The 25,645-nt window shown below is 53.4% G+C and carries 27 protein-coding genes and 2 tRNA genes; 16 read left to right on the top strand and 13 right to left on the bottom strand.

What is annotated here, in order from left to right; all coding sequences use genetic code 11:
• Positions 1 to 5 precede the first annotated feature (5 nt).
• Both AC07TV_RS05805 and repC read left to right on the top strand, forming a co-directional pair.
• Entirely contained in the window at positions 6 to 1,739 is a 1,734-nt protein-coding gene (locus AC07TV_RS05805; RefSeq protein ID WP_494647454.1) for a DUF6538 domain-containing protein, read from the top strand.
• 66 nt (positions 1,740 to 1,805) lie between these two features.
• Entirely contained in the window at positions 1,806 to 2,702 is an 897-nt protein-coding gene (repC, locus tag AC07TV_RS05800; RefSeq protein ID WP_494647453.1) for a replication protein C, IncQ-type, read from the top strand.
• A gap of 380 nt (positions 2,703 to 3,082) precedes the next feature.
• Here repC and AC07TV_RS05795 read toward each other — a convergent pair whose 3' ends face one another.
• The 3 genes from AC07TV_RS05795 to AC07TV_RS05785 form a co-directional block, all read right to left on the bottom strand.
• Positions 3,083 to 3,532 (bottom strand): hypothetical protein, encoded by a 450-nt coding sequence (locus tag AC07TV_RS05795; protein WP_494647452.1) that lies wholly within the window; start codon positions 3,530 to 3,532, stop codon positions 3,083 to 3,085.
• Between the two features lie 13 nt (positions 3,533 to 3,545).
• Entirely contained in the window at positions 3,546 to 4,106 is a 561-nt protein-coding gene (locus AC07TV_RS05790) for a hypothetical protein (RefSeq protein WP_494647451.1), read from the bottom strand.
• A 75-nt stretch (positions 4,107 to 4,181) separates the two neighbouring features.
• Positions 4,182 to 4,781: a hypothetical protein gene (locus tag AC07TV_RS05785; RefSeq protein ID WP_494647450.1), complete on the bottom strand. Its 600-nt coding sequence runs from the start codon at positions 4,779 to 4,781 to the stop codon at positions 4,182 to 4,184.
• Positions 4,782 to 4,837: 56 nt separating this feature from the next.
• On the opposite strand from AC07TV_RS05785, the gene AC07TV_RS05780 reads away from it, so the two are divergent.
• Together AC07TV_RS05780 and AC07TV_RS05775 are read left to right on the top strand one after the other, a co-directional pair.
• Positions 4,838 to 5,155: an H-NS histone family protein gene (locus tag AC07TV_RS05780; protein ID WP_494647449.1), complete on the top strand. Its 318-nt coding sequence runs from the start codon at positions 4,838 to 4,840 to the stop codon at positions 5,153 to 5,155.
• 25 nt (positions 5,156 to 5,180) lie between these two features.
• The gene (locus tag AC07TV_RS05775; RefSeq protein WP_494647448.1) at positions 5,181 to 5,597 is read left to right on the top strand and encodes a hypothetical protein; all 417 of its coding nucleotides are present in this window, start codon (positions 5,181 to 5,183) and stop codon (positions 5,595 to 5,597) included.
• Here the strand turns inward: AC07TV_RS05775 and AC07TV_RS05770 are convergent.
• A complete protein-coding gene (locus AC07TV_RS05770) occupies positions 5,581 to 5,718 on the bottom strand; it encodes a hypothetical protein (protein ID WP_494647447.1) in 138 nt (45 codons plus the stop codon). The two genes, AC07TV_RS05775 and AC07TV_RS05770, sit on opposite strands and share 17 nt — an antisense overlap.
• Before the next feature lie 177 nt (positions 5,719 to 5,895).
• Here AC07TV_RS05770 and AC07TV_RS05765 point away from each other — a divergent pair, with 177 nt between their 5' ends.
• Positions 5,896 to 6,081 (top strand): hypothetical protein, encoded by a 186-nt coding sequence (locus AC07TV_RS05765; protein WP_494647446.1) that lies wholly within the window; start codon positions 5,896 to 5,898, stop codon positions 6,079 to 6,081.
• A gap of 90 nt (positions 6,082 to 6,171) precedes the next feature.
• On the opposite strand, the gene AC07TV_RS05760 is transcribed toward AC07TV_RS05765, so the two are convergent.
• Positions 6,172 to 6,624, bottom strand: coding sequence for a hypothetical protein (locus AC07TV_RS05760; protein WP_494647445.1), 453 nt, complete (start codon positions 6,622 to 6,624; stop codon positions 6,172 to 6,174).
• 274 nt (positions 6,625 to 6,898) lie between these two features.
• Between AC07TV_RS05760 and mobQ the strand changes: the two genes are divergently transcribed.
• Entirely contained in the window at positions 6,899 to 8,536 is a 1,638-nt protein-coding gene (gene mobQ, locus AC07TV_RS05755; RefSeq protein ID WP_494647444.1) for a MobQ family relaxase, read from the top strand.
• A gap of 151 nt (positions 8,537 to 8,687) precedes the next feature.
• Here the strand turns inward: mobQ and AC07TV_RS05750 are convergent, their stop codons facing one another.
• The 3 genes from AC07TV_RS05750 to AC07TV_RS05740 are packed head-to-tail and all read right to left on the bottom strand — an operon-like array spanning position 8,688 to position 10,049.
• Positions 8,688 to 9,695, bottom strand: coding sequence for a DHH family phosphoesterase (locus tag AC07TV_RS05750; protein WP_494647443.1), 1,008 nt, complete (start codon positions 9,693 to 9,695; stop codon positions 8,688 to 8,690).
• 3 nt (positions 9,696 to 9,698) lie between these two features.
• Positions 9,699 to 9,899 carry a SlyX family protein gene (locus AC07TV_RS05745; RefSeq protein ID WP_226405127.1) on the bottom strand — a complete coding sequence of 67 codons (201 nt, stop codon included), beginning with the start codon at positions 9,897 to 9,899 and terminating at the stop codon, positions 9,699 to 9,701.
• 9 nt (positions 9,900 to 9,908) lie between these two features.
• Entirely contained in the window at positions 9,909 to 10,049 is a 141-nt protein-coding gene (locus AC07TV_RS05740) for a hypothetical protein (protein WP_226494861.1), read from the bottom strand.
• Between the two features lie 101 nt (positions 10,050 to 10,150).
• On the opposite strand from AC07TV_RS05740, the gene AC07TV_RS05735 reads away from it, so the two are divergent.
• The 10 genes from AC07TV_RS05735 (at position 10,151) to AC07TV_RS05690 (ending at position 17,776) form a co-directional block, all read left to right on the top strand.
• Positions 10,151 to 10,227 (top strand) — tRNA-Val (locus AC07TV_RS05735).
• A gap of 133 nt (positions 10,228 to 10,360) precedes the next feature.
• Positions 10,361 to 12,277 (top strand): threonine--tRNA ligase, encoded by a 1,917-nt coding sequence (gene thrS / locus AC07TV_RS05730; RefSeq protein WP_494647442.1) that lies wholly within the window; start codon positions 10,361 to 10,363, stop codon positions 12,275 to 12,277.
• The gene (infC, locus tag AC07TV_RS05725; RefSeq protein ID WP_494647752.1) at positions 12,277 to 12,825 is read left to right on the top strand and encodes a translation initiation factor IF-3; all 549 of its coding nucleotides are present in this window, start codon (positions 12,277 to 12,279) and stop codon (positions 12,823 to 12,825) included. Before thrS ends, infC begins: the two co-directional genes overlap by 1 nt.
• 96 nt (positions 12,826 to 12,921) lie before the next feature.
• Positions 12,922 to 13,119 (top strand): 50S ribosomal protein L35, encoded by a 198-nt coding sequence (gene rpmI / locus AC07TV_RS05720; protein ID WP_226405130.1) that lies wholly within the window; start codon positions 12,922 to 12,924, stop codon positions 13,117 to 13,119.
• An 11-nt stretch (positions 13,120 to 13,130) separates the two neighbouring features.
• Positions 13,131 to 13,490 carry a 50S ribosomal protein L20 gene (gene rplT / locus AC07TV_RS05715; RefSeq protein WP_117608485.1) on the top strand — a complete coding sequence of 120 codons (360 nt, stop codon included), beginning with the start codon at positions 13,131 to 13,133 and terminating at the stop codon, positions 13,488 to 13,490.
• 69 nt (positions 13,491 to 13,559) lie between these two features.
• Positions 13,560 to 14,606, top strand: coding sequence for a phenylalanine--tRNA ligase subunit alpha (gene pheS, locus AC07TV_RS05710; RefSeq protein ID WP_494647441.1), 1,047 nt, complete (start codon positions 13,560 to 13,562; stop codon positions 14,604 to 14,606).
• Positions 14,603 to 16,987: a phenylalanine--tRNA ligase subunit beta gene (pheT, locus tag AC07TV_RS05705; protein WP_494647440.1), complete on the top strand. Its 2,385-nt coding sequence runs from the start codon at positions 14,603 to 14,605 to the stop codon at positions 16,985 to 16,987. Before pheS ends, pheT begins: the two co-directional genes overlap by 4 nt.
• 8 nt (positions 16,988 to 16,995) lie before the next feature.
• Positions 16,996 to 17,304 carry an integration host factor subunit alpha gene (locus AC07TV_RS05700; protein ID WP_226405729.1) on the top strand — a complete coding sequence of 103 codons (309 nt, stop codon included), beginning with the start codon at positions 16,996 to 16,998 and terminating at the stop codon, positions 17,302 to 17,304.
• Entirely contained in the window at positions 17,288 to 17,665 is a 378-nt protein-coding gene (locus AC07TV_RS05695; RefSeq protein WP_494647439.1) for a MerR family transcriptional regulator, read from the top strand. Before AC07TV_RS05700 ends, AC07TV_RS05695 begins: the two co-directional genes overlap by 17 nt.
• 34 nt (positions 17,666 to 17,699) lie before the next feature.
• Positions 17,700 to 17,776: transfer RNA gene (locus AC07TV_RS05690), tRNA-Pro, on the top strand.
• 283 nt (positions 17,777 to 18,059) lie between these two features.
• Here AC07TV_RS05690 and AC07TV_RS05685 read toward each other — a convergent pair.
• From AC07TV_RS05685 to AC07TV_RS05665, 5 genes are all read right to left on the bottom strand, one after another.
• The gene (locus AC07TV_RS05685; RefSeq protein ID WP_494647438.1) at positions 18,060 to 21,143 is read right to left on the bottom strand and encodes an ExeM/NucH family extracellular endonuclease; all 3,084 of its coding nucleotides are present in this window, start codon (positions 21,141 to 21,143) and stop codon (positions 18,060 to 18,062) included.
• Between the two features lie 99 nt (positions 21,144 to 21,242).
• Positions 21,243 to 21,764, bottom strand: a complete 522-nt coding sequence (locus AC07TV_RS05680) for a PEP-CTERM sorting domain-containing protein (RefSeq protein WP_494647437.1) — start codon at positions 21,762 to 21,764, stop codon at positions 21,243 to 21,245.
• Positions 21,765 to 21,901: 137 nt separating this feature from the next.
• Positions 21,902 to 22,651: an FxDxF family PEP-CTERM protein gene (locus AC07TV_RS05675; RefSeq protein WP_494647436.1), complete on the bottom strand. Its 750-nt coding sequence runs from the start codon at positions 22,649 to 22,651 to the stop codon at positions 21,902 to 21,904.
• A gap of 29 nt (positions 22,652 to 22,680) precedes the next feature.
• On the bottom strand, positions 22,681 to 24,597 hold the full coding sequence (locus AC07TV_RS05670; RefSeq protein WP_494647435.1) for a bifunctional metallophosphatase/5'-nucleotidase: 1,917 nt from the start codon (positions 24,595 to 24,597) through the stop codon (positions 22,681 to 22,683).
• A 97-nt stretch (positions 24,598 to 24,694) separates the two neighbouring features.
• Positions 24,695 to 25,447 carry a PEP-CTERM sorting domain-containing protein gene (locus AC07TV_RS05665; protein ID WP_494647434.1) on the bottom strand — a complete coding sequence of 251 codons (753 nt, stop codon included), beginning with the start codon at positions 25,445 to 25,447 and terminating at the stop codon, positions 24,695 to 24,697.
• Between the last annotated feature and the right edge of the window lie 198 nt (positions 25,448 to 25,645).

The following is a 25,645-nucleotide window of genomic DNA, read 5'->3' as shown; positions in this document are numbered from 1 at the left end:
TCATCATGCGTGTTCCATCCTACGTCAGCCGGTCTAGGCACGGCATCTATTATTTTCGCTTACACGTACCCGAACACCTACGGGCGACCACTGGCAACCGTAGCAATATTCGTAAATCCTTGCGTACAGGGAATGCCCAAGAAGCTATACGACTAGCAAGAAGTCTTGTAGCTCAATACCATAGTGTTTTTGCATCCAACGATCAGACCACTATGGCAGTCAAACCCACTCCCGATGATACACACCTGATTGCCGAGATTGATTTATCAAAAGGTGTGTTCAAGCTCGATTACGACCAGAACAACCCGGATGAGGTCAGCAACGCTGAACGCATCCTGAGAATCATGGAGGCTCGCCACAATGCCCCTGTGAGCCATCAAACGGCATTTACAGCACCTACCCCACGCCAAGCTCCCGCAAACAGCGCAGGCGTCACTTTCTCGAATGCCATCGAAGCATTTATTAAGAGTGCCACGGAAATAAAGCCGGGCCAACGCACCGCTAAGAAGGGCTGGAACTCCAAGGCTTCTGCCGGAGAGCGGATAGCCAATCTTCGAGCATGGGTTTATCACATTGGCGATATAGATGTAGCCCACATCACGCACGATATGGTTATTGAAGCACGAACCAATATCGCACTTACCCCGCCCAATTTCAACAAACGCCTGACTACAGACTTTAAAGGTCAAACCCTAGAAAGCGTATTGGCAAAGCAGCGTGCCAAGTGGCAGAAGTACCGTGAGGATGTTGAAAAAGCCCGTAAGAACGACCTTCAAGTAATCAATATTGCACTTGATGACTATGTCGAGACCCGTTCAAACAAGACCGTAAATAACTATCTGTGGGCACTACGACAGTTTTATGATTTCGCTATTCAACAGAAGTGGGTAACTTGCAATGAAGCCACTGGCCTAGACCTTCCCGAAGAAGATAGCAAAGGACGCGACCCATTTTCACAAGTTGAACTAAAAGCAATTTTTGAAAGCAGCTACTACAGCAATCAAGAATACAATCGCCCAGAGCAATACTTTGTGCCGCATATCCAGCTATTCACAGGTGCGCGATTAAATGAAGTTTGCCAACTGCAAACCCGCGACATTGTATTTCCTGAAAACATTCCCGGTTCAGAACATATCCCATGTATCTACTTCCGGGAAGGCGTTGGGCAACAACTGAAAACAGAGAAGTCTGAGCGCCTAATACCAATCCATCCAAAGCTATGGAACGAACTAGGCTTAAAAGAATATTATGAAGCCATGAAAGGGCATGGTTTTGACTATCTGTTTCCAAATCTTCGTTTAGATACAAAAGACAAACGTTCTGATTATCTGGGTGACTGGTTTGGACGATATCTTAATATTCTTGAAATTAAGCGCCCTGAAATATCAAATCACTCATTCCGGCACACATTTATCAACTTCTTCAAACAGAACGAACTACCTGAACGGATTTCAGGTGACATTGCTGGTCATGTCTATACTCGTTCAGACAAAGAGAAATTAGAAGATGACCGAGAAGGACGGGGTAAAACGTACAAAATGTATGGGGATAACTACTATCCGCATGTGCTCTTGCCATATATTGAAAAAGTTGATTTTAAGTTAAAGCTATCACCGTTCAGAATGCAAGAAAACAAGATGGTATTGCCGGAACGCACACCAAAGAATGTTAAGCTTAAATGGGATGCTGTGATTACTCCGGAAGCTTGCCAGTTACCAGAGGTTGGGTTGGATTTCTAGTTCTTAAATACGCGGCTTCGTGATTACTTGTAATGGTGTATATCTGTCATTTAATATAAATACACTATGACTGAAAACAAAAAGCCAACCACTAAGAAGCCGGAACCCAAGAAAAGTAAGCACGTAATCGTGTTTGACCACGCACGTGTTGACCCATCGCATTGTTTAACGGATGGCTTGTTTAGACCACTAAAACGCCAATCGTTTGAAGGACTATCCCTCTCCGTTCGATACAAATACAAAGACTATACGTTCTGGTGGCGAAACTATTGCCCGTTAAATATTACTGACCAATCTGTATTCTTGGCAGTTCATAGACTCGCATCTGAAAGAGGTCGAGTAAAGCAAGTTGGGCCAAAAGAAGAAGTTGAAACCATGAGGGCCGCAAGGGATGCACTCAAACTAAAATATGACGCATCCGACCTCGATGTTTTGGTTCTGGAAACAACCGTAAATGAAATTGCTCAAGTAATGGGTGTGACCGATTCTGGAGCAAACTTCAAACAGATTAAAGAAAGCCTTATTCGTTTATCTGGTGTTAGTTTTGTAATTTACAAAGGCGATGATGTAACCAGCCTATTCTGGCAAGCCAATTTATTTAGCCACATGGCAGGGCTTGATAAAAAAATTGCAATTGCAATAAACCCAATGCTAAGTAAAGCGCTTGCAGGTGGGCAATCAACTTTTGTAGATATGAGAGAGCAGCGCCAACTCAAAAGTGAAGTTTCAAAACGATTGCATGTATGGTTGTCCAGTTGGATTAAGCACGGCGAATCAAACAAGATTAAACTAGATTTGCTTGTTCCTCACATATGGGGTGACGAATCTGAACAAAACAAACTACGTAAACGACGTTCATATTTGCGTAGTGCATTAATTGAAATCGACGAGCTATCAGGATGGAATTGCGCTGAAGATAAATTGTCCGGTTTTGTAACGATAAAACGCCCAAAGCTAGCATGAATATTACCGGAGTTTCAGGCACGCTTTACCGGAGTTTCAGGCACGTTCTACCGGAGTTTCAGACACGCCCCCTTTCTCGGCATCCTACTCTTTCAACGATTTCGAGAACAAAATATTTCCTACTATAGTTACTAAAGATACTATAGTAAAAAAAGCGGCCTTAAAGGAGCCGCTTTTTTTACGTGGAGTTGCTTTGCAAACGCAGATAGTTTATCTACTGTTTTAACAAAACATAAAATATTAGGTTTTAACGCAGACTAGCCAAAATCAAAAATCAGTGTATGTGGCGGCTTGCCGCATACACTCTCGCGCCACAACGCCGTAATTTCGAGCTATAAGCCACCTATGGCTGTTTATTTTTGGTCGAAGCCACCAAACTACTATAGCGAATCACAAACCATCTTAAGATAAATCGGAAGTTGCCATCCATTACCATAATTTGCGTAAGCGTTGTCTGATTTATCGTCCCAGCTAACAGCATCACCGTTTTTATACTGCTTATATCCGTAGTTGTTATCATTCTTCGACAACCACTCTGACGTGGTGTACATACGCTTCGTACAGTTAACCATTACAAGCTCTTCAGCCTCTTTCTTAGAGAGTTCTGGCGCATCATAGTTATTTCGCTCAACAAATTTTAATTCAACGGTATGCCTTCCATGCACTCTAAAGTCAATCAAAACCTTATACTCATATGTGGAAGAACCACCGTTTGAGACGAAACTTGTTCCAACTATTCCTGTACTAAAATCCGGTTTTCGACCCGAATGGTCATCAGCATTTGCGTTGCCAAAACAAACGAGAAGCCCTAGAAAAACAATTTTCTTCATAATTAGCCTTAAATTAACTTGAAATCCCAAAGACGCCCATTCCTAAACTGCTGAATGGCTTTTCGCCAAGCCCACTTAACCGATGAAGTTTGGTTATAATATGATTGGTATCATCTAATACCTGCTGCGCATATTCTACAGTCGCAATATCTCGCCAGTTACCTTTAACTGGAATATGGGGCAAGCATCCATCGAAACTGTCAATTGACATTGATATTACATCACGGGTTGTTTTTCCGTGAGCCATCGCATCACGAAATCTAAACAAATCTCGCAATGTAGAATACGGTCTATCGTCAAAGTTGTACTTAATCTCTGCTAGGTTAGCCAGTTTTTCAAACTTATTTAGTTTAGACAATCGTCTTTCAGCATTTCGCCAATCATTAAACTTTATTTCACCCAGATGATTAAAATAAGATTCGACCGCGAACGCGGAATAAACCAACGAAGCAACGACTAGGTATAACTTGCCTTCATCAGTTATTTTTGCCTGCTTCAGCATAAAATTTGCACCTTTATGCATATAGGCATACGTGTTCGTAGTTTGCTCTCCGCGAACTAAGATGTCGCTCATGTTATCTGTAATCTATCTATTGATTGAATATTTTGGCTTGGTGCCGATAGATAAAATGCGACCATTCTTTGGTAATTAAAGTTTTCTGTCAAAACCAATAAGCTGCGCCATAATGAAAGCCGCATTGATTGCGGGTAGACTGAGATCAGAGCTATTTTTCTCGACAAGTTGGTCAAAATTTCTTTTGACTAGCGCCTGCATTTTTTCGAGTGCGGCATATTCTTCCATATTGTCAATGGATATAAAAATAGCCAAGCCATTTGTTGTTAGCGGATAAAGAAACTCCCGAGCCTCTGCTTGAATGTGCTTTACGTTTACAAAAAGTGCGTACGTAAGCTTTGCATTGACAGCGATTTTTAGTATGTCTTCTCTACTTGGTTCGGGGCAGTTGTCGATGTAGTCTTGAATTTCTTTTTTGCAGTTTTGATAGAAGAGTTGAACACGTTTCTCGTGTTCACGTGTGCTCTTGCTTTTGAATAATCCAAACATTTCTCGCTTCCGAATGAACTCTGGTTGTGAAGGTCTGTGTGCATTTGCTTGTGGTAATGCTACTGGAGGCCTAACAGCAAAACAAATTGCATTTCTGAACCCTGTGAGGGTTGTAAGTAAATCGAATGGTGCCATTGTCATTGTAACTGATGAAAGGCTGTGCAGTGATGTTGTGTTTGTAACCATTGCCAATCAGTAGTAGATTGCCAATCTTTCCACTATCCATACACCGGAGATACATCATGGCAAGCTACAAAGAACTACTGGCTCAACGTGACGCGCTGAACAAGCAGATTGCGGATGCGCGCAAGGTTGAACTTGCTGACGCCATCAAGCAAGTCAAAGCCCTAATTGAAGAATACGAACTTACGGCGGCTGATTGTGGATTCACTATGAAGACCAGCGATGCTACCGCCACTACTGGCACCCGCGCACCAGCTAAGCCCAAGTACATCACTCCTGACGGTGCAAAGACCTGGACTGGTCGTGGTCGCGCTCCTAAAGAGTTCCAGGCACTGATTGATGCCGGTCACGACAAAGAAGAGTTTTTGATTAAATAAATTAAACCACTAACCAAAGAAAAAAATGAGCTTTTTTAATCGATTTAAAGTTATTTTTGATATTAAAGAATATTACGACAAAGCGCGTACAAATTGGTTTGCTTATATTGCGGTATGCCTTGTAACCTCGGCATTCGCTGGAGCATTTGTATTTTCAAACCGACTTCCATTAGAAACATTTCTTGAATTTGAAGGCGCCCTATGTGTTCTTGCTGGTACATTTTGGGCTTTTTTGGGGGTTGTGATAACCAGAGATGAAAAACAAAAATTTTTGGCTATGAAACAGAGTAATGTTGTTGATGTTGAGACAATAATCAATTCAATGTTAAGCTCATCAACATTTTCTGCACAAGGTGCCATGCTTATCTTTATCGGAACCTTATTACTAGTAACAAAGATGCTGATGCCGTTCCGGAGCCATCTACTTAGTTGGCTCGTATAAAAAACGAAACCACCACTACCGCCGTAACGGAAAAGAACATAACCCCGACTAACGGAAACTCAGAAAATACGACACGAAGTTTAGCCAACAACACGTTTTCTGATTTATCGTTTTTGCTCATGGGATGCTCCTTTTTAGAACAGCATCCCATTTTTATTTTAAACACACAAGCTTAAAACAAAAACCATATTGACATGTATTGACATGACAACACATGTCAATACAAATAAACATCTTGCTTTAATTAAAAAATCCGTTGTAGCTTAGTAAACATCAACAACGACCAGAGCAAGACAAAATGAATTACGAGCACCTTAAAAACTTCATCAACGAGGCAATAGCACACCTTGAATTACTGGCCTATGATTTGACCAACGTCGGTATTATTGATTTTTCCGATGACTTGATTGCTGAAGGTCAAATATGTTTATATCGAGTAATGCAACTACTGGATGACCTTCGTCGACAACAAAACGGCGACTAAACGTCAACGTTATGTCGTTCATAACCATTAAGCCTCGTAGAATAATCGGGTATGAACTACATATCGTTGCCGTTATGACGAACATCAAACCTATTCCGGCTTCGGTAACGACTTAACAAATTCAACAAGTTCGCTCAGATGTGGATTAATTGCTGAAAGGATTCTATCTGATTGCTGTTGCCTTCGGAACTCTTTGCCTGTACTCCAAAGGCACTTCAAATCATCAATAGAAGCTCTTTCAAGGTCTTGGGATACCTTGAGTAAGCAACCGACTAATAAATTGGCTATGAGCGCATCCTGTGGGTTGTCCCGCACCTCAGCATCCGAATAGACATATCTGTGCAATCCAACCATATGCACCATCCCGCCCGAATGAATCTTTAAACGCTCATCTAACGCCCGCTGCTTAATCTCAACAGCCCTTTTTTGTCGGGCTTCTAATATTGCGATTTGCTTTCGTTTATCTGCTGCTTCAGATTCAAGCTTGGCTAATGCTTCTTTCTGTATTTCGACTTTAGTTCGTTTAATTTTAGTATCTGACATATATCCTCCTGTTATTGTTGTCATCTGAATAAATTATCACTTTATTTAAAGACAATCAGCATTTTCGTGATATATTAAATATTGTGATAGTTTTTAACGAGGATAAAAGCCAACGGCAAAGCGCACTTATACATCGATGGTAAACCATCGACGTGTGTTGCCTCCGGCAACCGGTTCAATGCTTACGCATTGCCCGGCTCCAGCAGGGTCAAGCCCTGCAATACTTGGTTATATCTAGGTTAAAACTAATCGCTTAGTTTAAGGATATAACTGGATGGCCATTTATCATTGCACTGTTAAAACGCATTCGCGTAGAAATGAAAGCACTAACCATGCTGTTCGTTCTGCTGCGTATCGCGCTGGCGCAATGCTGATAGATGCTAATTCAGGCAATATATACAATTACACACGCAAGCGTGAAGTTAGGTATAGCGAGATTAGATTACCTACCAAAGCGCCTGCACGATTCAAAAACCGTTCCGAGCTTTGGAGCGAGGTTGAAAAATCAGAGAAGCGCATAGACGCACAATTATTCCGTGAAATAGAAGTAGCCCTACCTAAAGAGCTATCTAGAATCCAGATGATTGAACTGCTTCGTGTTTATTTAGACGAGTATGCTGTTAAGTATGGAATGATTGCAGACTTTTCAATCCACGACGACGAAAACGGTAACCCTCACGCCCATATCATGCTAACTATGCGCGAGTTAGATGGTGATGGTTTTGGTAAAAAGAGCCGTGATTGGAATGATAAGAAGGTGTTAGAGGGTTGGCGTAAAGGTTGGGCGAAATGCGCTAATAAGGCACTTAAAGAAGCTGGCTTCGATATTCGTATTGATTCACGCTCATATGCCGAACAAGGTCTAGATATTGAACCAACAAAACATGAAGGTCGCACCAATATCAGTAAAACCAATTCGCAGAAGGTAGAGTCTCGCAAGAATCAAAACAGAGACATTGGAGAGCGTAACTACATTAGAAGCGCGATTAAATCAAAGAAGATTGAATTAGCAGAGATTGAAGCCAAGATAGCCGAGGCTAAAACACCAGAACAGTCTGCATTAAAGATTGTTAGGCGTAAAATGCTTACGTCTTTAAAGCCGGTCTCGCTTGCCACTACCAAAGTAGACAACGAGCCTATACCTAATAAAATAACACCTTTCAACCACATTCAGCCTCAAAGCAAATTAACTAATATCAACAAACGGATATTGCAATCAGTAAAGCCACTCATAGCGTCTAATTCGACGGCTATGGTTGTATATCAAGCACCAGAACCCGTGAAGGCTAGAACCAGCCTTGAAGATGCGTGCATGTTTAATCTGCCAAAAAATCATTTAAGCGCACAAGGCTGTTACGCACTACGCTCGATATTAGGACCAAAAGTAGCTAACACTGAATTCAATCAACGAAAATTTGCTTTGACTTTAATAGGTAAGGATTATACTTGGTCTCGGTTTTACGATGAATATAAGAACAATTACCTTGATGCGCATGGACCTAAGCATGCTTGGTGGCGGGAATATACCCGCACGTGCTTCCATAAGCACAATTCAGTATTACAAGAGCTAGTCAAAGCAGTACCGGATAAGTACAAGGACACTGTAAATAGTGTAATTGCAGAAGAACTTAAAAAAGCTAATGTATTACCGGACCAACCAAAGTACGCAATTTGGAAGTTTGTGCAACAGGTTGACGCACCTAAGCCAGAACCTGAGCAGATACCTAAACCAGTTGAGCCTATTAAGCCAGCACCTACAATAGAGCCTGTCCGTAGTTCGCCACCTGATATTCCGCCACCTCAACAAGTTGAGGAAGCGGCTCCGGTAAAACCATTTAACCCATATCCGGACCCATACGCGTATCCCAAGCCTAAAAATCCTTGGGATTCAGGTGGATTCAATCCGTGGTGAGGTTGCTCGACCCTTTACAGGTAGCGGGGTAACGGTGATACTGTAGGTGCGACAGAAACAGCGTCAGAAGGTGTGCGGTTCTAGGATTTTTCTGAATTCAGAGCTATTAGAAATCAATGGGTTATATCTGTCGCATCCGTTGATTTTCTAGCTACGCGTGTCCCTTCCTGGGCACCATTTTCAGCACTTCGCTGAAAAATTGGTCAGCAGGCATCCGGAAACCGGCCGCATTTGGATGGCCGCCACCACCGTAACGCGTGGCGATCACCGAAACATCGAGGGTCTTGCCCTTCGAACGCAGCGAGGCCTTCACTTCGCCATCCCCCGATAGTTGCCAGATCAGCCCGAAACTGCCGCTTTGCTCGGCCAGCGCGTTGCCCAGCTCCGAGGCGAACAGCGCATTGGCGTTGATGGCAATGCCGGGAACGGTTAGCCAGGCCTGTTCATCATGGGTAACGATCGCTTGACCGTGGCGCTGCGCCTGCAATGGATCGACCGGTTCGCCGCGCAGTTGGGCCGGCATGCGCAGTGCGCTGAGCGCCAAACGTGCAATTTCCTGCTGATAAAACTGCTCGATGGCTCCACCTTGGGCGAGCATGTCGAGGTAGCGGAGGGCGCTTTCGTTCGGCGTGTCGAGCACCAGTTGATGCCAGACGGAGAAGTCGAAAGGCAGCAGGCGCAAGGCGCGGCAGAACGGACGCGTGCCCGGGGTGAAACGCCACATATCTTGCTCTTCGACGTGCCGGAGCGTCAGCGGTGTTGGGGTGCCGGGGTGAAAATGCTCCCACGCCAGCCGGGCACCCGATTTTTCCAGGTCGAACATGACGCGCAGGGCTAGCCTTGGGTGTTGGTAACTGCGCAGGCCGTTCTCGCCCGCTTGCAACTTGTCGCCCCACGCCTTCAGCGCCGAAGCATGATGGTCGATCTGGGTGACCGAATCGGCAATGGCCGCCATCGATTCGAGAAATTCAGGTGGAAACGAGAAATCGAGAATGAAAACCGCGTGGCCGGCAATGTCGGCCAGCGCCCATGCTTCGCCATGATGCATCGGCCGATAGGTGGCCGCGTCGCCGAAATGGCGCCAGGCAGCATAGGCGGCGCCAAATCCATCCAGGCAGTCGGCGTGGTAGAGAACAGTAACCGGAGCTTGAGCCGACATGCATCAGTAATGCGGCGGAAGATCGTCGCGCAGGCTGCGCTGTTCGTGCGGCTGGGCGTTTTGCGCCTGTTCGCGCAAGGCCCGAATTTCACGGAAGAGCAGATCGATCTGCTCCTGCTGGCGGAAAACCAGGCGATTCAATTCCTCGACGAGGTCTTCCGTGTAGCTGATCTTGATTTCTAGTTCGGTAATGCGCGATTCCACAAATGGTCCTTATTCTTCGCTGCGCCAGTCGCGCAGGGTTTCCTTGGGTGGCGGCGGGGGCGCGTCGTTGCGCGGTGGCCGGAGTAGCGGCAGGGCTCCCCCCAACACGACAATCAGACAGATCCCGAGAATTATCCAGCCTTCGTTCATGGCTTTCTCCGTTGCATAAGCGGCAAGTGTACTTGGCTTCTCAAAAAATCGCGAAGGGCTGTTGACATCGGCTTTTACGTCTGTAAAATGCGCGCTTCTTTAGGCGGTTAGCTCAGTTGGTTAGAGCGCCACGTTGACATCGTGGAGGTCGTTGGTTCGATTCCAATACCGCCTACCAAAATTCCCGACGGAGCTGAATTGATGATTTTCCGAACTTGCACCGCAGTTCAGAAACGCTAATCGAGTCAGCCTTCGTTTGACCAAAAAAGTGCGGCTCACTCCCGCACTTTTTTTTCGCCTAGAGATTTGCCATGCCTGATATCAAACTGCCTGATGGTTCCATCCGCTCTTTTGAGCAGCCGGTAACAATCGCCGAAGTTGCAGCCAGCATCGGCGCCGGTCTGGCCCGTGCCGCGTTGGGCGGCAAAGTCGATGGCAATCTTGTCGATACCTCCTATCTGATCGAAAAGAATGTCGATCTGGCCATCATTACCGAGCGCGATCCCGAAGGACTGGAACTGATCCGCCATTCGACCGCCCACCTGTTGGCCTTTGCTGTCAAGGAGCTGTTTCCGGATGCGCAAGTCACCATTGGTCCGGTCATCGAAAACGGTTTCTACTATGATTTCGCCTACAAGCGTCCGTTCACCCCGGAAGACCTGGTGGCCATCGAAAAGCGCATGGCTGAGTTGGCCAAGAAGGATATTCCGGTAACGCGTGAAGTCTGGGCGCGCGATGACGCGGTCAAGTTCTTCCTCGATCTTGGCGAAAAATACAAGGCCGAGCTGATCGGTGCCATTCCGGCCGACCAGCAGGTTTCGCTTTATCGCGAAGGTGATTTCATCGACCTTTGTCGTGGCCCGCACGTGCCGACGACGGCCAAGCTCAAAGTCTTCAAGCTCATGAAGGTGGCCGGCGCCTACTGGCGTGGCGACCATCGCAATGAGCAGTTGCAGCGCATCTACGGCACCGCCTGGGCCAAGAAGGAAGATCTCGACGCCTACCTGCACATGCTCGAAGAGGCTGAAAAGCGCGATCACCGCCGCCTCGGCAAGCAATTCGATTTGTTCCACATGCAGGACGAAGCGCCGGGTCTGGTCTTCTGGCACCCCAAGGGCTGGGCGATCTGGCAGGAAATCGAAAGCTATATGCGCGCTGTCTACCGCAACAACGGTTATCAGGAAGTGCGCTGCCCGCAGATTCTCGACAAGGCGCTCTGGGAAAAATCGGGGCACTGGGAGCATTACAAGGACAACATGTTCACGACCTCATCGGAGAATCGTGATTACGCGGTCAAGCCGATGAATTGTCCGGGCCATGTCCAGGTCTTCAATGCCGGCTTGCGCTCTTACCGCGAACTGCCGCTGCGTTACGGCGAGTTCGGTTCCTGCCATCGCAACGAACCGGCTGGCGCTCTGCACGGCCTGATGCGCGTGCGCGGCTTCGTGCAGGATGACGGTCACATCTTCTGTACCGAAGATCAGATCGAATCTGAAGTGACCGCCTTCAATGCGTTGGTCAAGAAGGTTTATGCCGATTTCGGCTTCAATGACGTGGCGGTCAAGCTGGCTCTGCGTCCGGATAGCCGTGTCGGTTCCGACGAAGTCTGGGACAAGGCCGAGGATGCATTGCGTCAGGGCCTGCGGGCTTCCGGTCTGGAATGGACCGAACTGCCGGGCGAGGGCGCCTTCTATGGTCCGAAGATCGAATTCCACATCCGGGATGCCATTGGTCGTTCGTGGCAGTGTGGCACCATGCAGGTTGATTTCTCGATGCCGGGTCGTCTCGGCGCGGAATATGTTGGTGCCGACGACACGCGCAAGGTCCCGGTCATGCTGCACCGCGCGATCCTCGGCTCGCTTGAGCGCTTCATCGGTATTCTGATCGAAAATTTCTCAGGTGCCCTGCCGCTTTGGCTGGCTCCGGTTCAGGCGGTTGTCCTGAATATTTCCGAAAAGCAGGCCGATTACGCCGCGGATGTTGCGCAAAAGCTGCATCAGGCTGGCTTCCGCGCCGAGTCGGATTTGCGTAACGAGAAAATTACCTATAAAATTCGGGAACATAGCTTGAACCGGCTGCCTTATCAGCTCGTTGTGGGCGATAAGGAAAAAGCGGACGGACTGGTGGCCGTGCGTACTCGCGGTGGTCAGGATCTCGGACAAATGTCCGTTGATGACCTGATCAGGCATCTTCAGAACGAAGTTGCTGCGCGGAGTGGCACGGCTTAATTTTTGTTGTTTTCGGGGGTTTCACCATAGCTCAGAACAAGGCGCATCGCCTCAACGAAGAAATTACGGTTCCGGAGATTCGTCTCCAGGGTGCAGAAGGTGAACAGCTAGGCATTGTCAGCATTCGCGAGGCTTTGCACATGGCTGAAGAAGCCGGTGCTGATCTGGTAGAGATCGCGCCGACCGCGAAGCCACCGGTCTGCCGCATCATGGACTACGGCAAGTTCAAGTACCAGGAACAGAAGCGCGCTCACGAAGCCAAGTTGAAGCAGAAGCAGGTGCAGGTCAAGGAAATCAAGCTGCGCCCGGGCACCGACGAAAACGATTACCAGATCAAGCTCAGGAACATGACGCGTTTCCTGGAAGAAGGCGACAAGGTCAAAGTGACCCTGCGCTTCCGGGGCCGCGAAATGGCGCATCAGGAATTCGGTATGCGCCAGTTGGAACGGATCAAGGCGGACCTCGACGAAGTTGGTGCTGTCGAGCAGATGCCGAAGATGGAAGGTCGTCAGATGATCATGATCATCGGGCCGGCCAAGAAGAAGTAGTAGCAAGCAGCAACCGTAGTTTTATAAGTGCTTTCGGGTAGTCAAAGCGTTTCCGTAGTGGGAACCACCTGGCGGCATGTCATTAAGGAGCATTAAATGCCCAAAATGAAGACCAAGAGCAGCGCCAAAAAGCGTTTCTCTGTTCGCGCTGGTGGTTCCATCAAGCGCGGCCAAGCCTTCAAGCGTCACATCCTGACCAAGAAGACCACCAAGGTGAAACGCCATCTGCGCGGTTCGGTTGAAGTTAACGCGCGCGATTCAGCATCCGTTCGCGCCATGATGCCCTACGCATAAGGAGATAGAAGATGCCTAGAGTTAAACGTGGTGTAACAGCGCGCGCGCGTCACAAGAAGATTCTTGTTCAGGCCAAGGGTTACCGTGGTCGTCGCAAGAACGTATATCGCATCGCCAAACAGGCGGTGATGAAGGCTGGTCAATACCAGTACCGTGACCGTCGTCAACGCAAACGTCAGTTCCGTTCCCTGTGGATCGCCCGTATCAATGCTGCAGCTCGCGAGCTGGGCATGAAATACAGCACCTTCATGAACGGTCTGAAGAAGGCCAATATCGAGGTGGACCGCAAGGTTCTGGCCGATCTGGCTGTTTTCGATCAGCCGGCATTTGCCGCTCTGGCCGCCCAGGCCAAGGCACAGCTCGGCGCCTGAGCGAAAGCGTAATTAAAAAAAGGAGGCGCAAGCCTCCTTTTTTATTGGTGGTTTTGTTGGTGGACGTCTATGGACAATCTCGATCAAATCGTTAGCGAAGCCCAGTTGGCTTTTGCTGCCATTTCTGACCCCGATGCACTGGAACAGGTAAAAGCCCGTTTCCTCGGCAAGAGCGGACAGATCACCGAACTTCTCAAGGGCTTGGGCAAATTGCCGCCGGAAGAGAAGAAAACTGCCGGTGCGGCGATCAACGTCGCCAAGACGGCCGTTGAGACTGCGCTCAACGAGCGTCGCGAAGCCATTCGCAAGGCTGCGCTCGAAGCGCGCTTGGCGGAAGAGGCTCTGGATGTTACGCTGCCCGGACGTGCCGAAGCGCGCGGTGGCCTGCATCCGGTAACGCGGACCCTGGAACGGATCGAGTCCTTGTTTCGCTCAATCGGTTTCGAAGTGGCTGACGGCCCCGAGATCGAGGAAGATTTCTTCAACTTCACTGCCATGAACACGCCCGAAGATCACCCGGCGCGTTCGATGCACGACACCTTTTACCTGCAGAACCCGGATGGCAGTGTTGCCGAAAAGGTGCTGCTGCGTACCCATACCAGCCCGATTCAGGCGCGCTACATGAAGGCCCATGTCGAACGCTACGGTCAACTGGAAAAAATGCCCGAAATCAGAATCATCGCGCCGGGCCGCGTCTATCGTGTCGATTCCGACGCGACACATTCGCCGATGTTCAACCAGGTCGAAGGTCTGTGGGTTGGTGAAGGCGTTTCGTTTGCCGACCTCAAGGGCGTCATCGCCGATTTCCTCAAGAGCTTCTTCGAGACCGACGATCTGGTGGTCCGTTTCCGCCCATCCTTTTTCCCGTTTACCGAGCCATCGGCCGAAATCGACGTCGCTTTCATGAGCGGCGCGCTGAAGGGGCGCTGGCTGGAAATCGCCGGTTGCGGCATGGTGCATCCGGACGTGCTGCGCATTGCCGGCATCGATCCGGAAAAATACACCGGCTTCGCCTTCGGCTTCGGTCAGGACCGCCTGACCATGCTGCGTTACGGCGTCAATGACCTGCGCCTCTTCTTTGAAGGCGACCTCCGTTTCCTGAGGCAATTCGCATGAAATTCTCCGAATCCTGGCTGCGTACCCTTGTCGACACCCAGCTGTCGAGCGAGGAGCTTTCCCATCTGCTGACCATGGCTGGCCTCGAAGTCGAGGGCCTGGAGCCGGTCGCCCCGCAATTTTGCGACGTTGTCGTCGCCCATGTGCTGGAAGTCGTCAAACATCCGGATGCTGACCGCCTCAATGTCTGCAAGGTCGATACCGGTCGCGGCGAACCGACGACCATCGTCTGTGGTGCGCCGAATGTGGCCGTCGGTCTGCGCGTGCCGTGCGCTTTGCCCGGTGCCAAGTTGCCTGGCGATTTCGTTATCAAGATCGCCAAGGTGCGCGGCATTGAGTCCTCCGGCATGCTTTGCTCGGCCAAGGAGCTTGGTATCGCCGAAGAGGCATCCGGTCTCCTGATTCTGCCGGCCGACGCGCCAGTTGGACAGTCGATTCGTGAGTATCTTGATCTCGACGATAATCAGTTCGAACTCAAACTGACGCCGAATCGTGCCGACTGTCTGTCCCTGAGTGGCGTGGCGCGCGAAGTAGCGGCCATTGCCGGCGCCCGGGCTAAACTAATCGAGGTGTCTGAGGTCGCGGCGACCATCGCAGACCAGCGTGCCGTCGTGCTCGATGCACCCGCAGCCTGCCCGCTTTACTACGGCCGCGTCCTGAAGGGACTCAACGCCAAGGCGCCGACGCCGGAGTGGATGAAGCGCCGCCTCGAACGCAGTGCTATCCGCTCGATTTCGGCGCTGGTCGATGTCACCAATTACGTCATGCTCGAAATCGGCCAGCCGCTGCATGCTTTCGACAACACCAAGCTCGAAGGTGCAGTGCATGCACGCATGGCAAAGCCAGACGAAAAGCTGCTGCTTCTGAACGAGCAGACTATTGCCATTGATGCCGACATTCTGGTTATTGCCGACGACGCCAAGCCGCTTGCCATGGCCGGCATCATGGGCGGCGAAGAGAGCGGAATTACGCTGGAAACCGGAGAGCTGTTCCTCGAGTCCGCCTTTTTTGCACCGAAAGCGATTGCCGGTCGAGCCCGGCGTTACGGTTTTGGTTCAGACGCCTCGCATCGGTTCGAGCGCGGTGTCGATTTTGGCGGCGCTCGTCGTGCCATCGAGCGCGCTACGCAGCTGATCATCGATATCTGTGGCGGTGCCGCTGGTCCGGTAGTCGAGGCCAAGGCCGAGGTGCCAGCACGCAAGCCCGTGCGCTTGCGCACGGCGCGAGCCTGCGCCGTGATCGGCATGACTTTTTCTCCCGAGCAGATCGCCGGATTGTTCAACGGCCTCGGTTTGCCCTTTGTCCGCGAAGGCGACGATTTCCTGGTGACCCCGCCGACTTGGCGTTTCGACATCGAAATCGAGGAAGACCTGATCGAGGAAATCGCCCGTCTGCACGGCTACGACAACATTCCGGCCCCGGCGCCGCGCGGCAACATGAAAATGATGGTGCAGCCAGAGGCGCAACGTCCTGCCGCCCGCGTTCGTCAGCTTCTGGTTGATCGTGGCTACCAGGAAGTGGTCAATTTCGCTTTCGTCGAGGAAGTCTGGGAGGCCGATTTCGCTGCGAAGACCGCAGAGGCCGACCTGATTCGTCTGGCCAACCCGATCGCCAGTCAGATGGCCGTCATGCGGTCGACGCTGTTTGGCGGTCTGATTTCCAATCTGGTGACCAATCTCAAGCGCAAGCAGAACCGCGTTCGCTTGTTTGAAACAGGCCGTGCGTTCCTGCGCAATGGGGCTGCAACGCCGGTTCCCGGCTTTGCCCAATCCTGGAAGCTCTCCGGTCTGGCCTACGGTAGTGCCTTGCCCGAAGGCTGGGGCAGCGCTTCGCGCAAGGTCGATTTCTTCGATCTGAAGGGCGATCTGGAAGCCTTGCTGGCGCCGGCCCAACTACGTTTTGAAAAACTCGTACATCCGGCGCTGCATCCTGGGCGTTCAGCGCGTGTATTGCTCGATGGCCGTGAAATCGGGTGCCTGGGTGAGTTGCATCCGGAATGGGTTCAGAAATACGATCTGCCGCAGGCTCCCGTGGTCTTCGAACTTGATTTCGATGCGGTCAAGGCTGCGCAGGTTCCGGTTTATGCCGAGGTCTCGAAGTTCCCGCCGGTGATTCGGGATCTTGCCATCGTCGTTGATCAGGATGTCGCTTTGCAGACCTTGCTTGACGGCTTGAAAGGGCAAGTTTCCAGCCTTGTTCAGGACATCCAGTTGTTCGATGTTTACGTCGGAAAAGGCATCCCCGAAAACAAAAAAAGCCTTGCGTTCCGGATAGTTATGCAAGATACTCAACGCACTTTGCAAGATTCGGAAGTTGATGCTGCAATGCAGCAGCTGGTGTCCTGTTTCGAACAGGCATTCGGTGCTCAACTGCGTGCCTGACGGAAATAATAACGATGACGCTAACCAAAGCTGAGCTCGCGGACCTTCTTTTCGAAAAAGTTGGTCTTAATAAGCGCGAGGCCAAAGACATGGTCGAAGCTTTTTTCGAAGAAATCCGCAACTCCCTGGAAACCGGTGACGGTGTCAAGCTGTCTGGCTTCGGAAATTTTCAGTTGCGCGACAAACCGCAACGTCCAGGCCGGAATCCGAAAACAGGGCAGGAAATTCCCATCACGGCACGTCGTGTCGTGACCTTCCACGCCAGCCAAAAGCTGAAGTCCGACGTTGAGCTCGCCTTCGATGGAACCGCGGCATAAAACTCCGGGTGGCGAAGAGCTGCCGCCCATCCCAGCCAAACGCTACTTCACCATCGGTGAGGTCAGCGAGTTATGTGGTGTCAAACCCCATGTGCTGCGTTACTGGGAACAGGAGTTCAATCAACTCAAACCGGTAAAGCGGCGTGGCAATCGTCGCTATTACCAGCACCATGAAGTCTTGCTGGTTCGGCGTATTCGCGAGCTTCTTTATAATCAGGGTTTTACGATCAGCGGTGCGCGTAATCGACTTGACGAGGGTGGCGCTGTTGCCGTTGCTACTGCCAACTTGTCTGAGGTTGAAAAGATGCCGGGTGGCCTGCGTGGCGAGCTACAGTCCATTATCGATATCTTGCGCCTATGAATCCGGCTGTTTTTGGGTATAATGGCGGGCTTGTCGGGGCGTAGCGCAGCCTGGTAGCGCACTTGCATGGGGTGCAAGGGGTCGCGAGTTCGAATCCCGCCGCCCCGACCAAGAGAATCAACGAGTTAGGCCAATCTTCGGATTGGCCTTTTTCGTTTCTGGGGTTTGGGTATCGAGATTGGTGACCAATTTCACAAAATAATCCTTGCCTCATTGAGCTTTTCTCTCCCCCGTTTTAGCGAACATGGCCGCATAGCCAAAAAAATCCCGGCCACTTTGCCAAACGTCACGGTTTGGCGAAAGTGACCGGGAAATACGGTCTGCCTGGTGTTTGTCAGATCAGGTTTTCGGCAGGGTGTGGCTCGGTACCCCGCTTAGACTGCTTGCTCGGTGACTAAAACTCAATGTTTCCTGGAGTAGCCACGGCACAGCCCTGGTTTTTGACAAGCACGAGATTCCGGCTCACAGCGGCGCCGCTGGCATCGGGATCAACGCCAATCATCGCGTCGGCACCAACGGCTTTGCAGGTGACGTAGCCGCTGGCAATCGGGTTTGCGCTGGTGATGCCGACTGATCGCAGAAGTTGGGTCAGCACGATGCGGTCGATGCCTGGCTGGAAGTCGGTGATGGTGTCGACGCCGTCGCGCAGGCTGGTGAACACGAACTGGTCTGCGCCGGCACCGCCGGTCAGGGTATCGGCGCCGATGCCGCCGGCGATCACGTCATCGCCCGCCGTGCCTGTCAGGGTGTCACGTCCAGCTGTGCCGCCGATCTGCTTGAGCAGATTCAGGCCGATGACAACCGGGTCATGGTCAGACGAGCGATAGGCTGTGTTCGTGTAGTAGTCCGGGCCGCAAGTAGCGCAAGCCGGCTGCTTGTACTCCGTGTTGTAGTCGATAATGGCAGGTTCATCGGCATTGATGCGCCAGTGTTTGGCGCCGGCGATCTGGGCGCTCAGGCTGGGGGTAGCCAGGGCGTGGTCGAGGTAGCCGGCTTCACCGTCGAAGACGTAGGAGTAGCCCAGGCTGTTGAAGCGGTCGACCTGATTGACATAGCCGGCGGCGGTGAAGTCGATGATCGGGTCTTCCTTGCCGTAGGCGTTGAGGTCACCAATGACGATCACGTCAGCATCGCCACTGCTTGCCTGCAGGCTGGTGATGTAGGTGCGCAGTGCCTGGGACTGTTCGGTGCGCAGGGCATTCCAGCAACCTTGCCCATCGCCCTGATCAGCATCGTTGCCGGAGGTCGGGCAGCTGCCCTTCGACTTGAAGTGATTGACCACGACGCTGAACTTCTCGCCGTTGGCGGCAGAGAAGGTCTGGATCAGTGGCGGGCGGTTGTGGATGGCATTGGTATCGCTGACGGCGCCGCCAACCAGAGCCAACTTGGCCGGCTTGTAGATCATGGCGACGCGGATGGCATCAGTGCCGGTGCCGCCATTGGGCAGGGCGACGCTGGCGTAGGTCCCGGCTGCGGTGGCGGCATTGAGTGCGTTGACCAGGTCGAGCACGGCTCCGTTGCCATTGTTCTGGATTTCCATGAGGCCGACGACATCGGCGTTGAGTGCCTTGATGGCATTGACGATCTTCGCCTTCTGGCGGGCAAACTCGGCCGCATTGTCGGCGCCGCGGCAGTTGGCGGCGGTGGTCGAGCCGCCCAGCGTACAACCCTGGCCAGTCAGGCCTTCGGCGTTCTGGCCGTTAGTGAAGGTGGTGAAGTAGTTGAGGACATTGAAGCTGGCCACCTTGATATTGCCGCCGACCGCGTCCGGGGCTGTCGTCCGCGGATTGGTCCGGCTGATGACCGGTACTTCCGTTGGCTGGAGACGGTAGTCGCTGAGGCCGGAGGTGGTGCTGGTCGCCAGGCCGTAGTCAATGACGCCGGTCAGGCCATCGATGCTGTCGCCGGCACGCACGGTGTTGTCGGCTGCCATGTACGGGGTCGGGTTGACGTTCTGCAGGCTGGAGCCGTCGTCGAGCAGGATTCGGCGGCGGGCATTGTCGTCGGCCATTGCCAGGGCTTCGGCGCTGCCGGCCGGGTAGCGGTTGGTCGGCTTTTCCAGGCGGCCATCGGCTGAAACCGTGAGCTGGCCGTAGCGACCGAGGAAATAGTTCTGGCCGACGGTGAGCGGACCTTCGATATGGACCAGCATGCCTTCGTAGTGCTCAAGATCGCCTTCAACAGTTTCCGGGAAGGCGATGGTGGTCGGCGCGATGCTGATACCGGACGCGAGCACGCTGACCGCCGGGCTGGTCAGTTCGGTAAGCGGATTGGTGACTGCTCCGGCTCCAGTGCCGACTGCGTATTCGGTCACGGTAGCAGCAACGCGGACACGCTGGCCAAGCCGTACGGTGGGGGCGCTGCCGGTGTAGACGTAGATGCCTTCAGAGGTGGTCGGGTCGCTGTCCGGCGTTTCGTCCTGCATGAAGAAACCGCTGTTCATCACCTTGGTGACGACCCCTTGTGTCGTGACCTGCTGGCCAACCAGCGGGCTGGTTGCGCCGCTGCCCTGGATGGCGTGGATCGGCGTCGTGCCGCTGATCGAGACGTTCACCGTGCAACTGGCGGTCTGTGCTTCGTCGTTGGCGAAATTGACGGCGACGGCGTAATTGCCGGCGGCGACGCTGCTGGCGACATTCAGCGCGACCGTCGCTGCTTCACCGTCGGCGTTGGCCGCGGTCAGTGTGCCGAGCGTGAAGCCGGCCGGGGCGTTGGCGGCCAGGCTGGCGGCATTGACGCGGCTGTCGGTATCGCTGGCGCTGAGCAGGACGCTGCCAGCTTCACCGGCGGCCAGGCTGCTGGCCGGGCAGGCAGTGATGATCGGGGCATTGGCCGGGGTGCCGCCGCCACAGACGTTGAAGCTCGTGGCGGTATTGCGCGGTGCCGGGCTGCCGGTGGTGAAGTCAGTGCGGTTGTTATTGCTGTCGGTACAGCCATTTGCTGCGCGCAGGGCGGCCGTGGTGTTGCTCAGGGCAACACCGGTATTGGCTGTTTCATAGCCGTTCGGCGTAGTGCCGAAGCCGACCAGATCGACGACGCTGGCGCCGCCGAATGGATTGGCGCCACTTAGCGCCGTGGTCGAATTGACCAGCGCGACCTTGCCGTTGGTCGCTGACATCAGGATTGTGCCAGTCGCATCAGGTGTCGGCAGGCTGGCAGTGCCGCCCGTGCCGGCAGCTTCCTGCACCAGGTAGTATTGGCCGGGTTGCAGCATTACATTGGCAAGTGCAGAAACCTGCCAGGTAGTACCGGTCGCCGAGGCGTACTGCACCGACCAGCCAGCCAGGCTGACCGGACTGACGTCAGCGTTGAAGAGTTCGACGAAATCGTTTTTCAGCGTCGCGCCACTATTGCCGCCTCCACCGTATACCTGCGAAATGACGACGCCGGCGGCGAAGGCCGGCAGGGTGGAGGCCATCAAGCTGGCCGCAATGATGTTGCGGGCGAAGCGGTGGCGGGAATCGGGACGGATTTTCATGGTGTCTCACTCATGGCGAAAAGGTTGAAGAGGCTTTTTTGATCGGGGAAGGGGCCAAAAAATGGCTCCCGCAGGAGCCATTTCAGAATTGCCCGGCGATCAGGCGGCGGTGGTGCGGCGACGGGCGACCAGCCCAATCAGGCCAAGACCGGCGAGCAGCATGGCGTAGGACTCGGGTTCGGGAACCGGGAGGTAAACGATGGAGCCGAAACCTGACTGACCGTCAACGATGTTTCCACCGCTCAATTTGTCGTAGGCAACGAAGGCATCAGAGGTATCGCTGAAGCCGGGAATGACGCTGAACCCCAGCGTGCTGGTTGTGACCGAATACGAGAGGCCAAGAAAGCTGCCGTTCAGAAAGCTGACATCGGGCGTCGAATCGGCATTGGCAATGGTGTAGGTGGTTCCGAGGATGCTCAGGCTCAGGCTGTTGAGGCCGAGAATCTCAAGATCGATTCCGGTCAGTCCGAGGTCGTCGAAGCTGAAACTGCCGGTGAAGGTTTCGCCGATCAGCGAGCCGGAATCCATCATCCCGGAGAAACTGTAGGTAGCTGCCTGGGCGGCCGGGAGGGCTGCGAACAGCATGGTGGCGAAGGCGGTGGTGCGAAGTAACTTGGACACGAAGAATCTCCTGGGAGCGGATCGGAGGGGCGGCATTTGGAAATTGGCCAAAATTTCCGGTTGACCGTGGAAGCGTGGCGGGGCGGTGTAAAAAAACCGCACGGGCCGGATAGCCCGTGCGGTTTAACCGGTATGGATCAGCGGCTGCTACGGCGACGGGCGACGCCGGCGATCAGGCCAAGACCGGCCAGCAACATGGCGTACTGTTCCGGCTCCGGAACAGCGGTGACTGTGAAGTTGCCGTACAGCATGCCGGTCAGGCTGGCATCGATCGGGCCGCTGGCGTTCATATGAACGCCTTGGGAGGCCGACAAGACAATGATGTCGCCGGCTTGAGCCGCGAAAGCGAAATTGACGTTCTGGTCGGCAAACTGTTTGGTCGTGAAGTTGGCCAGAACGTTGCTGCCCTGAGAGACGCGAACACTGGTCTGGAACGTGCCTTCGGAGGAGCCAACCAGCCCGCTGAAGGTGGAGGACAGCCCGGCGAAGCTGACGTTGACCTGCGGGCCGATATCACCGGCATCGGCTACCACTTGCAACTGAACCGTCTTCTCGACAGCAGTGGCGATACCGTAATACTCGATTGGATTGGCGGAGCTGAAGCTGACTGAAGTCGTCAGGTCGAGGAAGCTACCACCGAGAAAGCTGCCAGAGGCATTGCCGCTATGCTCGTAGTCGGTGGTGGTTTCGATAGCGCTTACCGCCGTTCCAAAATCGTTTCCACCGGAAGTGTAGTCGCCGTTGAAGTTGAAGTCAGTGAAATCGACGGTGCCGGAATAGCGGCTGGTAGCGTTGTAGCCAAGCACTTCGAAATGGGCAGCCTGGGCGGAAACGCAGCCGACCAGCAACAGGGAGGCAACGAGAGGTTTGAGCAGATTGGTTTTCATGATTGGAATCTCAAAATAGGGTCAGTTGATCAGTTCTTGACGATGCGGTTCTGCGGGCCGGGGGCAACGCCGCTCGGGTTGGCTTGCAGATACTTTTCGAAGGCATCGGTATCGACTTCGCCGCCAAGACGGTCGGTGCCGTTCTTGAGGACGACAAAACCGTCGCCGCCATCGGCCAGGAAGCTGTTGACCGTGACGCGGTAGCTGGCAGCGGTATCGACCGGCAGGCCGTTCAGTGTCATCGACGTAATGCGAGCGTTACAGGCATTGGCGGCGGTGTAGGCGTAGCTGAAGCCGTTGGAGATCTGCAGGATGCGTTCCTGGGTCTGACCGTTGCAACCGTTGAACTGGGTTTCCAGCGCCGTCTTGATCTGCGCGCCGGTCAGGGTCATGGTCACCAGGGAATTACCGAAGGGCTGGACGGTGAAGGCATTGCCGTAGGTCACGGCACCGTCGTAGGCAAAACCGGCGGAAGCCAGGTTGTACGGCAAGTCGGCACGGATGCCGCCCGGATTCATCATGGCGATGACGGCGCCGCCGGTCGCGGCGCTGGCCGTGGCGGCCAGTTGTGCGTCAGCGATGACATCGCCGAGGGCGGATTCGCCGGCGGTATTGTTGGTCTTGGTAATACCAGCAGTGATCTTGCCGATGACGCGGCTGGCCGGCACGGCGGCGGCAGCATCGTAGTGGGCGACGAGGTCGGTCAGAGCCGGGTCTTCGGCTGTCGTTGCACCGGTGCCGGTGAGAAGATTGGTAGCGGCGATGCTCAGGACGTTCTTCGTCTTCGTATCGATGACCATGTCGATGTCGGTCAGGTTGCGACCATACTGGCCGGCCGATGTGACGCGAACCGGCTGACCGGCGCTGTTGTTGATCAGGCAGTTGTAGGCGGCGTGGGTGTGGCCGGAGATCACCAGGTCGACTTCCGGATGCAGGCGATTGACGATATCGACGATCGGGCCGGAAACACCAGTGCAACCATTCATGCCGCCGGAGGCGAAGCCGCCTTCGTGGATCAGCACGACAACGCTCTTGATGCCCTGGGCCTGCAGGGCCGGGATCAGCGCATTGACGGTGTTGGCTTCGTCGCGGAATTCAAGGCCGGCAACGCCGGAAGGCGAGACGATGGTCGGCGTGGCTTCGAGGGTCATGCCGATGAAGGCGACCTTGTTGCCGAGGAAGCTCTTGACGCCGTAGGCCGGGAAGACGGTATTGCCGGATTCGGTTTCAACAACGTTGGCGGCCAGGAAATCGAACTTGGCGCCGGCGAATTCGCCGTCCTTCAAGTCTTGCGGCAAGCCGCTGCCAGAGAACGGATCGGTCGGGTGGTTGCCGCCCTGCTTCATGCGCAGCAGTTCAGTCTTGCCTTCGTCGAATTCGTGGTTGCCCACCGAGTTGAAGTCGATGCCGATGCGGTTCATCGCTTCGATGGTCGGCTCGTCCTTGAACAGGGCGGAAGTCAGCGGGCTGGCGCCAATCATGTCGCCGGCGGAAACAACCGCGTTCAGGCTGTTCTGGGCGCGCAGGGCCTTGATCCTGGTGGAGAAGCGGGCGACGCCCGGGTTGCTGGACGAGCCTTCGCCGGCCTTGATGTAGCCGTGGAAATCGTTGAAGCCGATCAGCTTGACCTTGATCGAGTTGCCGATGCCGGAGGCCTGGGCTGCGGCCATCAACTTGTTGCGCTCAATGGCGCTGATCTTGCCGGTCTTCAGAAGATTGAAGGTGACGGTCGAAACATGCGAAAGAAAAGTGGCCTGGCTGCCCCACTGTTGTTCGTCGTCGAGAATCTGGTCGTCGATGGTGCAGGTACCGGCCACGGCGCGATTGCTCACGCCGGAGTTGTAGCTGCCGAAGGTAACGCTGGTCGAAGCGTCGGGGCAGGCGGCGAAGGCCGGTGTGGCGAAGGCGCTGGCCAGAACGAGGGCCAGGGTGGAAAGCTTGAACATGAAAATCTCCTTGGGGCAGCGGCCAATCATCGATTCGGCCGGCTGTTTCGAATGTGGCCCGACCGGAGCGGAAAACCCCGGTCGGTTGTCGTGGGGCTTAGCGGTTGCTTTGGCGGCGGGCGATAAGACCCATCAGGCCGAGACCGGCGAGGAACATGGCGTAGTTCTTCGGCTCGGGGACGGCGGTGACGCTGAAGGCCGTTGTGTTCAAGGCTTGACCGGTGAATTCACCGCTGCCAGCCATCGTCCAGTTGGCGTTGTTGAAAACCAGCGGTGCGTAGGCGCCAAAAGTGGTCAGGCCGGCACGGGTAGCGGTGTATTCGCCAAAGTCGGCATCGTTGCTCAGGGCGGTCGCATTGAGACCAATCGTCAGGCCGGCGTTGGTAGTGTTGGCCAGAGCGCTATTGGCTTCGGTAGTGATCGCCGTAAGAAAAGTGGTCGGCGCAGCGGCGCTGTTGCCGAGGAAGGCGTAGAAAGTTTCGTCGCTCTTCGACAGACCGAGGTTGGTGCCGGTGCCGGCGGCCACGCTCAGGGTGCCGATGGATGCCGAGATGACGTCAGGCGAGGCGTCGATTTCGAGGAAGCTCACAACAGTGCCGGCGGCGATGGTTTGGGCACCGGAGTTCCACACCAGAGAGTGCTCGTTGGTGTCGTTCCAGGCGGAACCATTCCACTCATTATCGCTAAAGTAGACGGAGGTGTTGGCGGAGATATCCTTGAGGGCAACGATGGCCCAGCTATCTTCATCGGCATTGAAAGACGTGAAGGCAATGTCGCCAGCCGACAGTGCAGCGTGAGCGTTGATGCCGGCCGCAGCCAGCAGAAGAGCGAGAGCAGTCTTGCGAATCATGGCATTCCCCAGAGTTTTGGTTAGTTGACGTTTTCCGAATACGAATCCGGATGGGTCAAGAATAGGGAGTCGGCATGACAGGCGTTGAGATGCGATGCCTGATAGATATGATCTGAACGGACTAGTAAACGGTCGGTGTTGCAACAAATTGGCGGCTGGCGATTTGGACGGACGCCAAACGATGTGGCGCTGTTTCGG

This window comes from Azonexus sp. GW821-FHT04F04, assembly GCF_059420025.1.
Note: the sequence above shows the minus strand (reverse complement) of the source record. Positions and strands in the feature narration are given on the sequence as shown.

Excerpts from the sequence above, each read along its gene's own strand:
- mobQ (WP_494647444.1), top strand. The coding sequence starts at position 6,899 with ATGGCCATTTATCATTGCACTGTTAAAACGCATTCGCGTAGAAATGAA.
- AC07TV_RS05780 (WP_494647449.1), top strand. The coding sequence starts at position 4,838 with ATGGCAAGCTACAAAGAACTACTGGCTCAACGTGACGCGCTGAACAAG.
- thrS (WP_494647442.1), top strand. The coding sequence starts at position 10,361 with ATGCCTGATATCAAACTGCCTGATGGTTCCATCCGCTCTTTTGAGCAG.
- AC07TV_RS05795 (WP_494647452.1), bottom strand. The coding sequence starts at position 3,532 with ATGAAGAAAATTGTTTTTCTAGGGCTTCTCGTTTGTTTTGGCAACGCA.
- rplT (WP_117608485.1), top strand. The coding sequence starts at position 13,131 with ATGCCTAGAGTTAAACGTGGTGTAACAGCGCGCGCGCGTCACAAGAAG.
- repC (WP_494647453.1), top strand. The coding sequence starts at position 1,806 with ATGACTGAAAACAAAAAGCCAACCACTAAGAAGCCGGAACCCAAGAAA.
- AC07TV_RS05740 (WP_226494861.1), bottom strand. The coding sequence starts at position 10,049 with ATGAACGAAGGCTGGATAATTCTCGGGATCTGTCTGATTGTCGTGTTG.
- AC07TV_RS05665 (WP_494647434.1), bottom strand. The coding sequence starts at position 25,447 with ATGATTCGCAAGACTGCTCTCGCTCTTCTGCTGGCTGCGGCCGGCATC.
- pheS (WP_494647441.1), top strand. The coding sequence starts at position 13,560 with ATGGACAATCTCGATCAAATCGTTAGCGAAGCCCAGTTGGCTTTTGCT.
- AC07TV_RS05670 (WP_494647435.1), bottom strand. The coding sequence starts at position 24,597 with ATGTTCAAGCTTTCCACCCTGGCCCTCGTTCTGGCCAGCGCCTTCGCC.
- AC07TV_RS05750 (WP_494647443.1), bottom strand. The coding sequence starts at position 9,695 with ATGTCGGCTCAAGCTCCGGTTACTGTTCTCTACCACGCCGACTGCCTG.
- rpmI (WP_226405130.1), top strand. The coding sequence starts at position 12,922 with ATGCCCAAAATGAAGACCAAGAGCAGCGCCAAAAAGCGTTTCTCTGTT.
- AC07TV_RS05685 (WP_494647438.1), bottom strand. The coding sequence starts at position 21,143 with ATGAAAATCCGTCCCGATTCCCGCCACCGCTTCGCCCGCAACATCATT.
- AC07TV_RS05785 (WP_494647450.1), bottom strand. The coding sequence starts at position 4,781 with ATGGTTACAAACACAACATCACTGCACAGCCTTTCATCAGTTACAATG.
- AC07TV_RS05765 (WP_494647446.1), top strand. The coding sequence starts at position 5,896 with ATGAATTACGAGCACCTTAAAAACTTCATCAACGAGGCAATAGCACAC.
- AC07TV_RS05695 (WP_494647439.1), top strand. The coding sequence starts at position 17,288 with ATGGAACCGCGGCATAAAACTCCGGGTGGCGAAGAGCTGCCGCCCATC.
- AC07TV_RS05760 (WP_494647445.1), bottom strand. The coding sequence starts at position 6,624 with ATGTCAGATACTAAAATTAAACGAACTAAAGTCGAAATACAGAAAGAA.
- AC07TV_RS05790 (WP_494647451.1), bottom strand. The coding sequence starts at position 4,106 with ATGAGCGACATCTTAGTTCGCGGAGAGCAAACTACGAACACGTATGCC.
- AC07TV_RS05770 (WP_494647447.1), bottom strand. The coding sequence starts at position 5,718 with ATGAGCAAAAACGATAAATCAGAAAACGTGTTGTTGGCTAAACTTCGT.
- pheT (WP_494647440.1), top strand. The coding sequence starts at position 14,603 with ATGAAATTCTCCGAATCCTGGCTGCGTACCCTTGTCGACACCCAGCTG.
- AC07TV_RS05805 (WP_494647454.1), top strand. The coding sequence starts at position 6 with ATGCGTGTTCCATCCTACGTCAGCCGGTCTAGGCACGGCATCTATTAT.
- AC07TV_RS05675 (WP_494647436.1), bottom strand. The coding sequence starts at position 22,651 with ATGAAAACCAATCTGCTCAAACCTCTCGTTGCCTCCCTGTTGCTGGTC.
- AC07TV_RS05775 (WP_494647448.1), top strand. The coding sequence starts at position 5,181 with ATGAGCTTTTTTAATCGATTTAAAGTTATTTTTGATATTAAAGAATAT.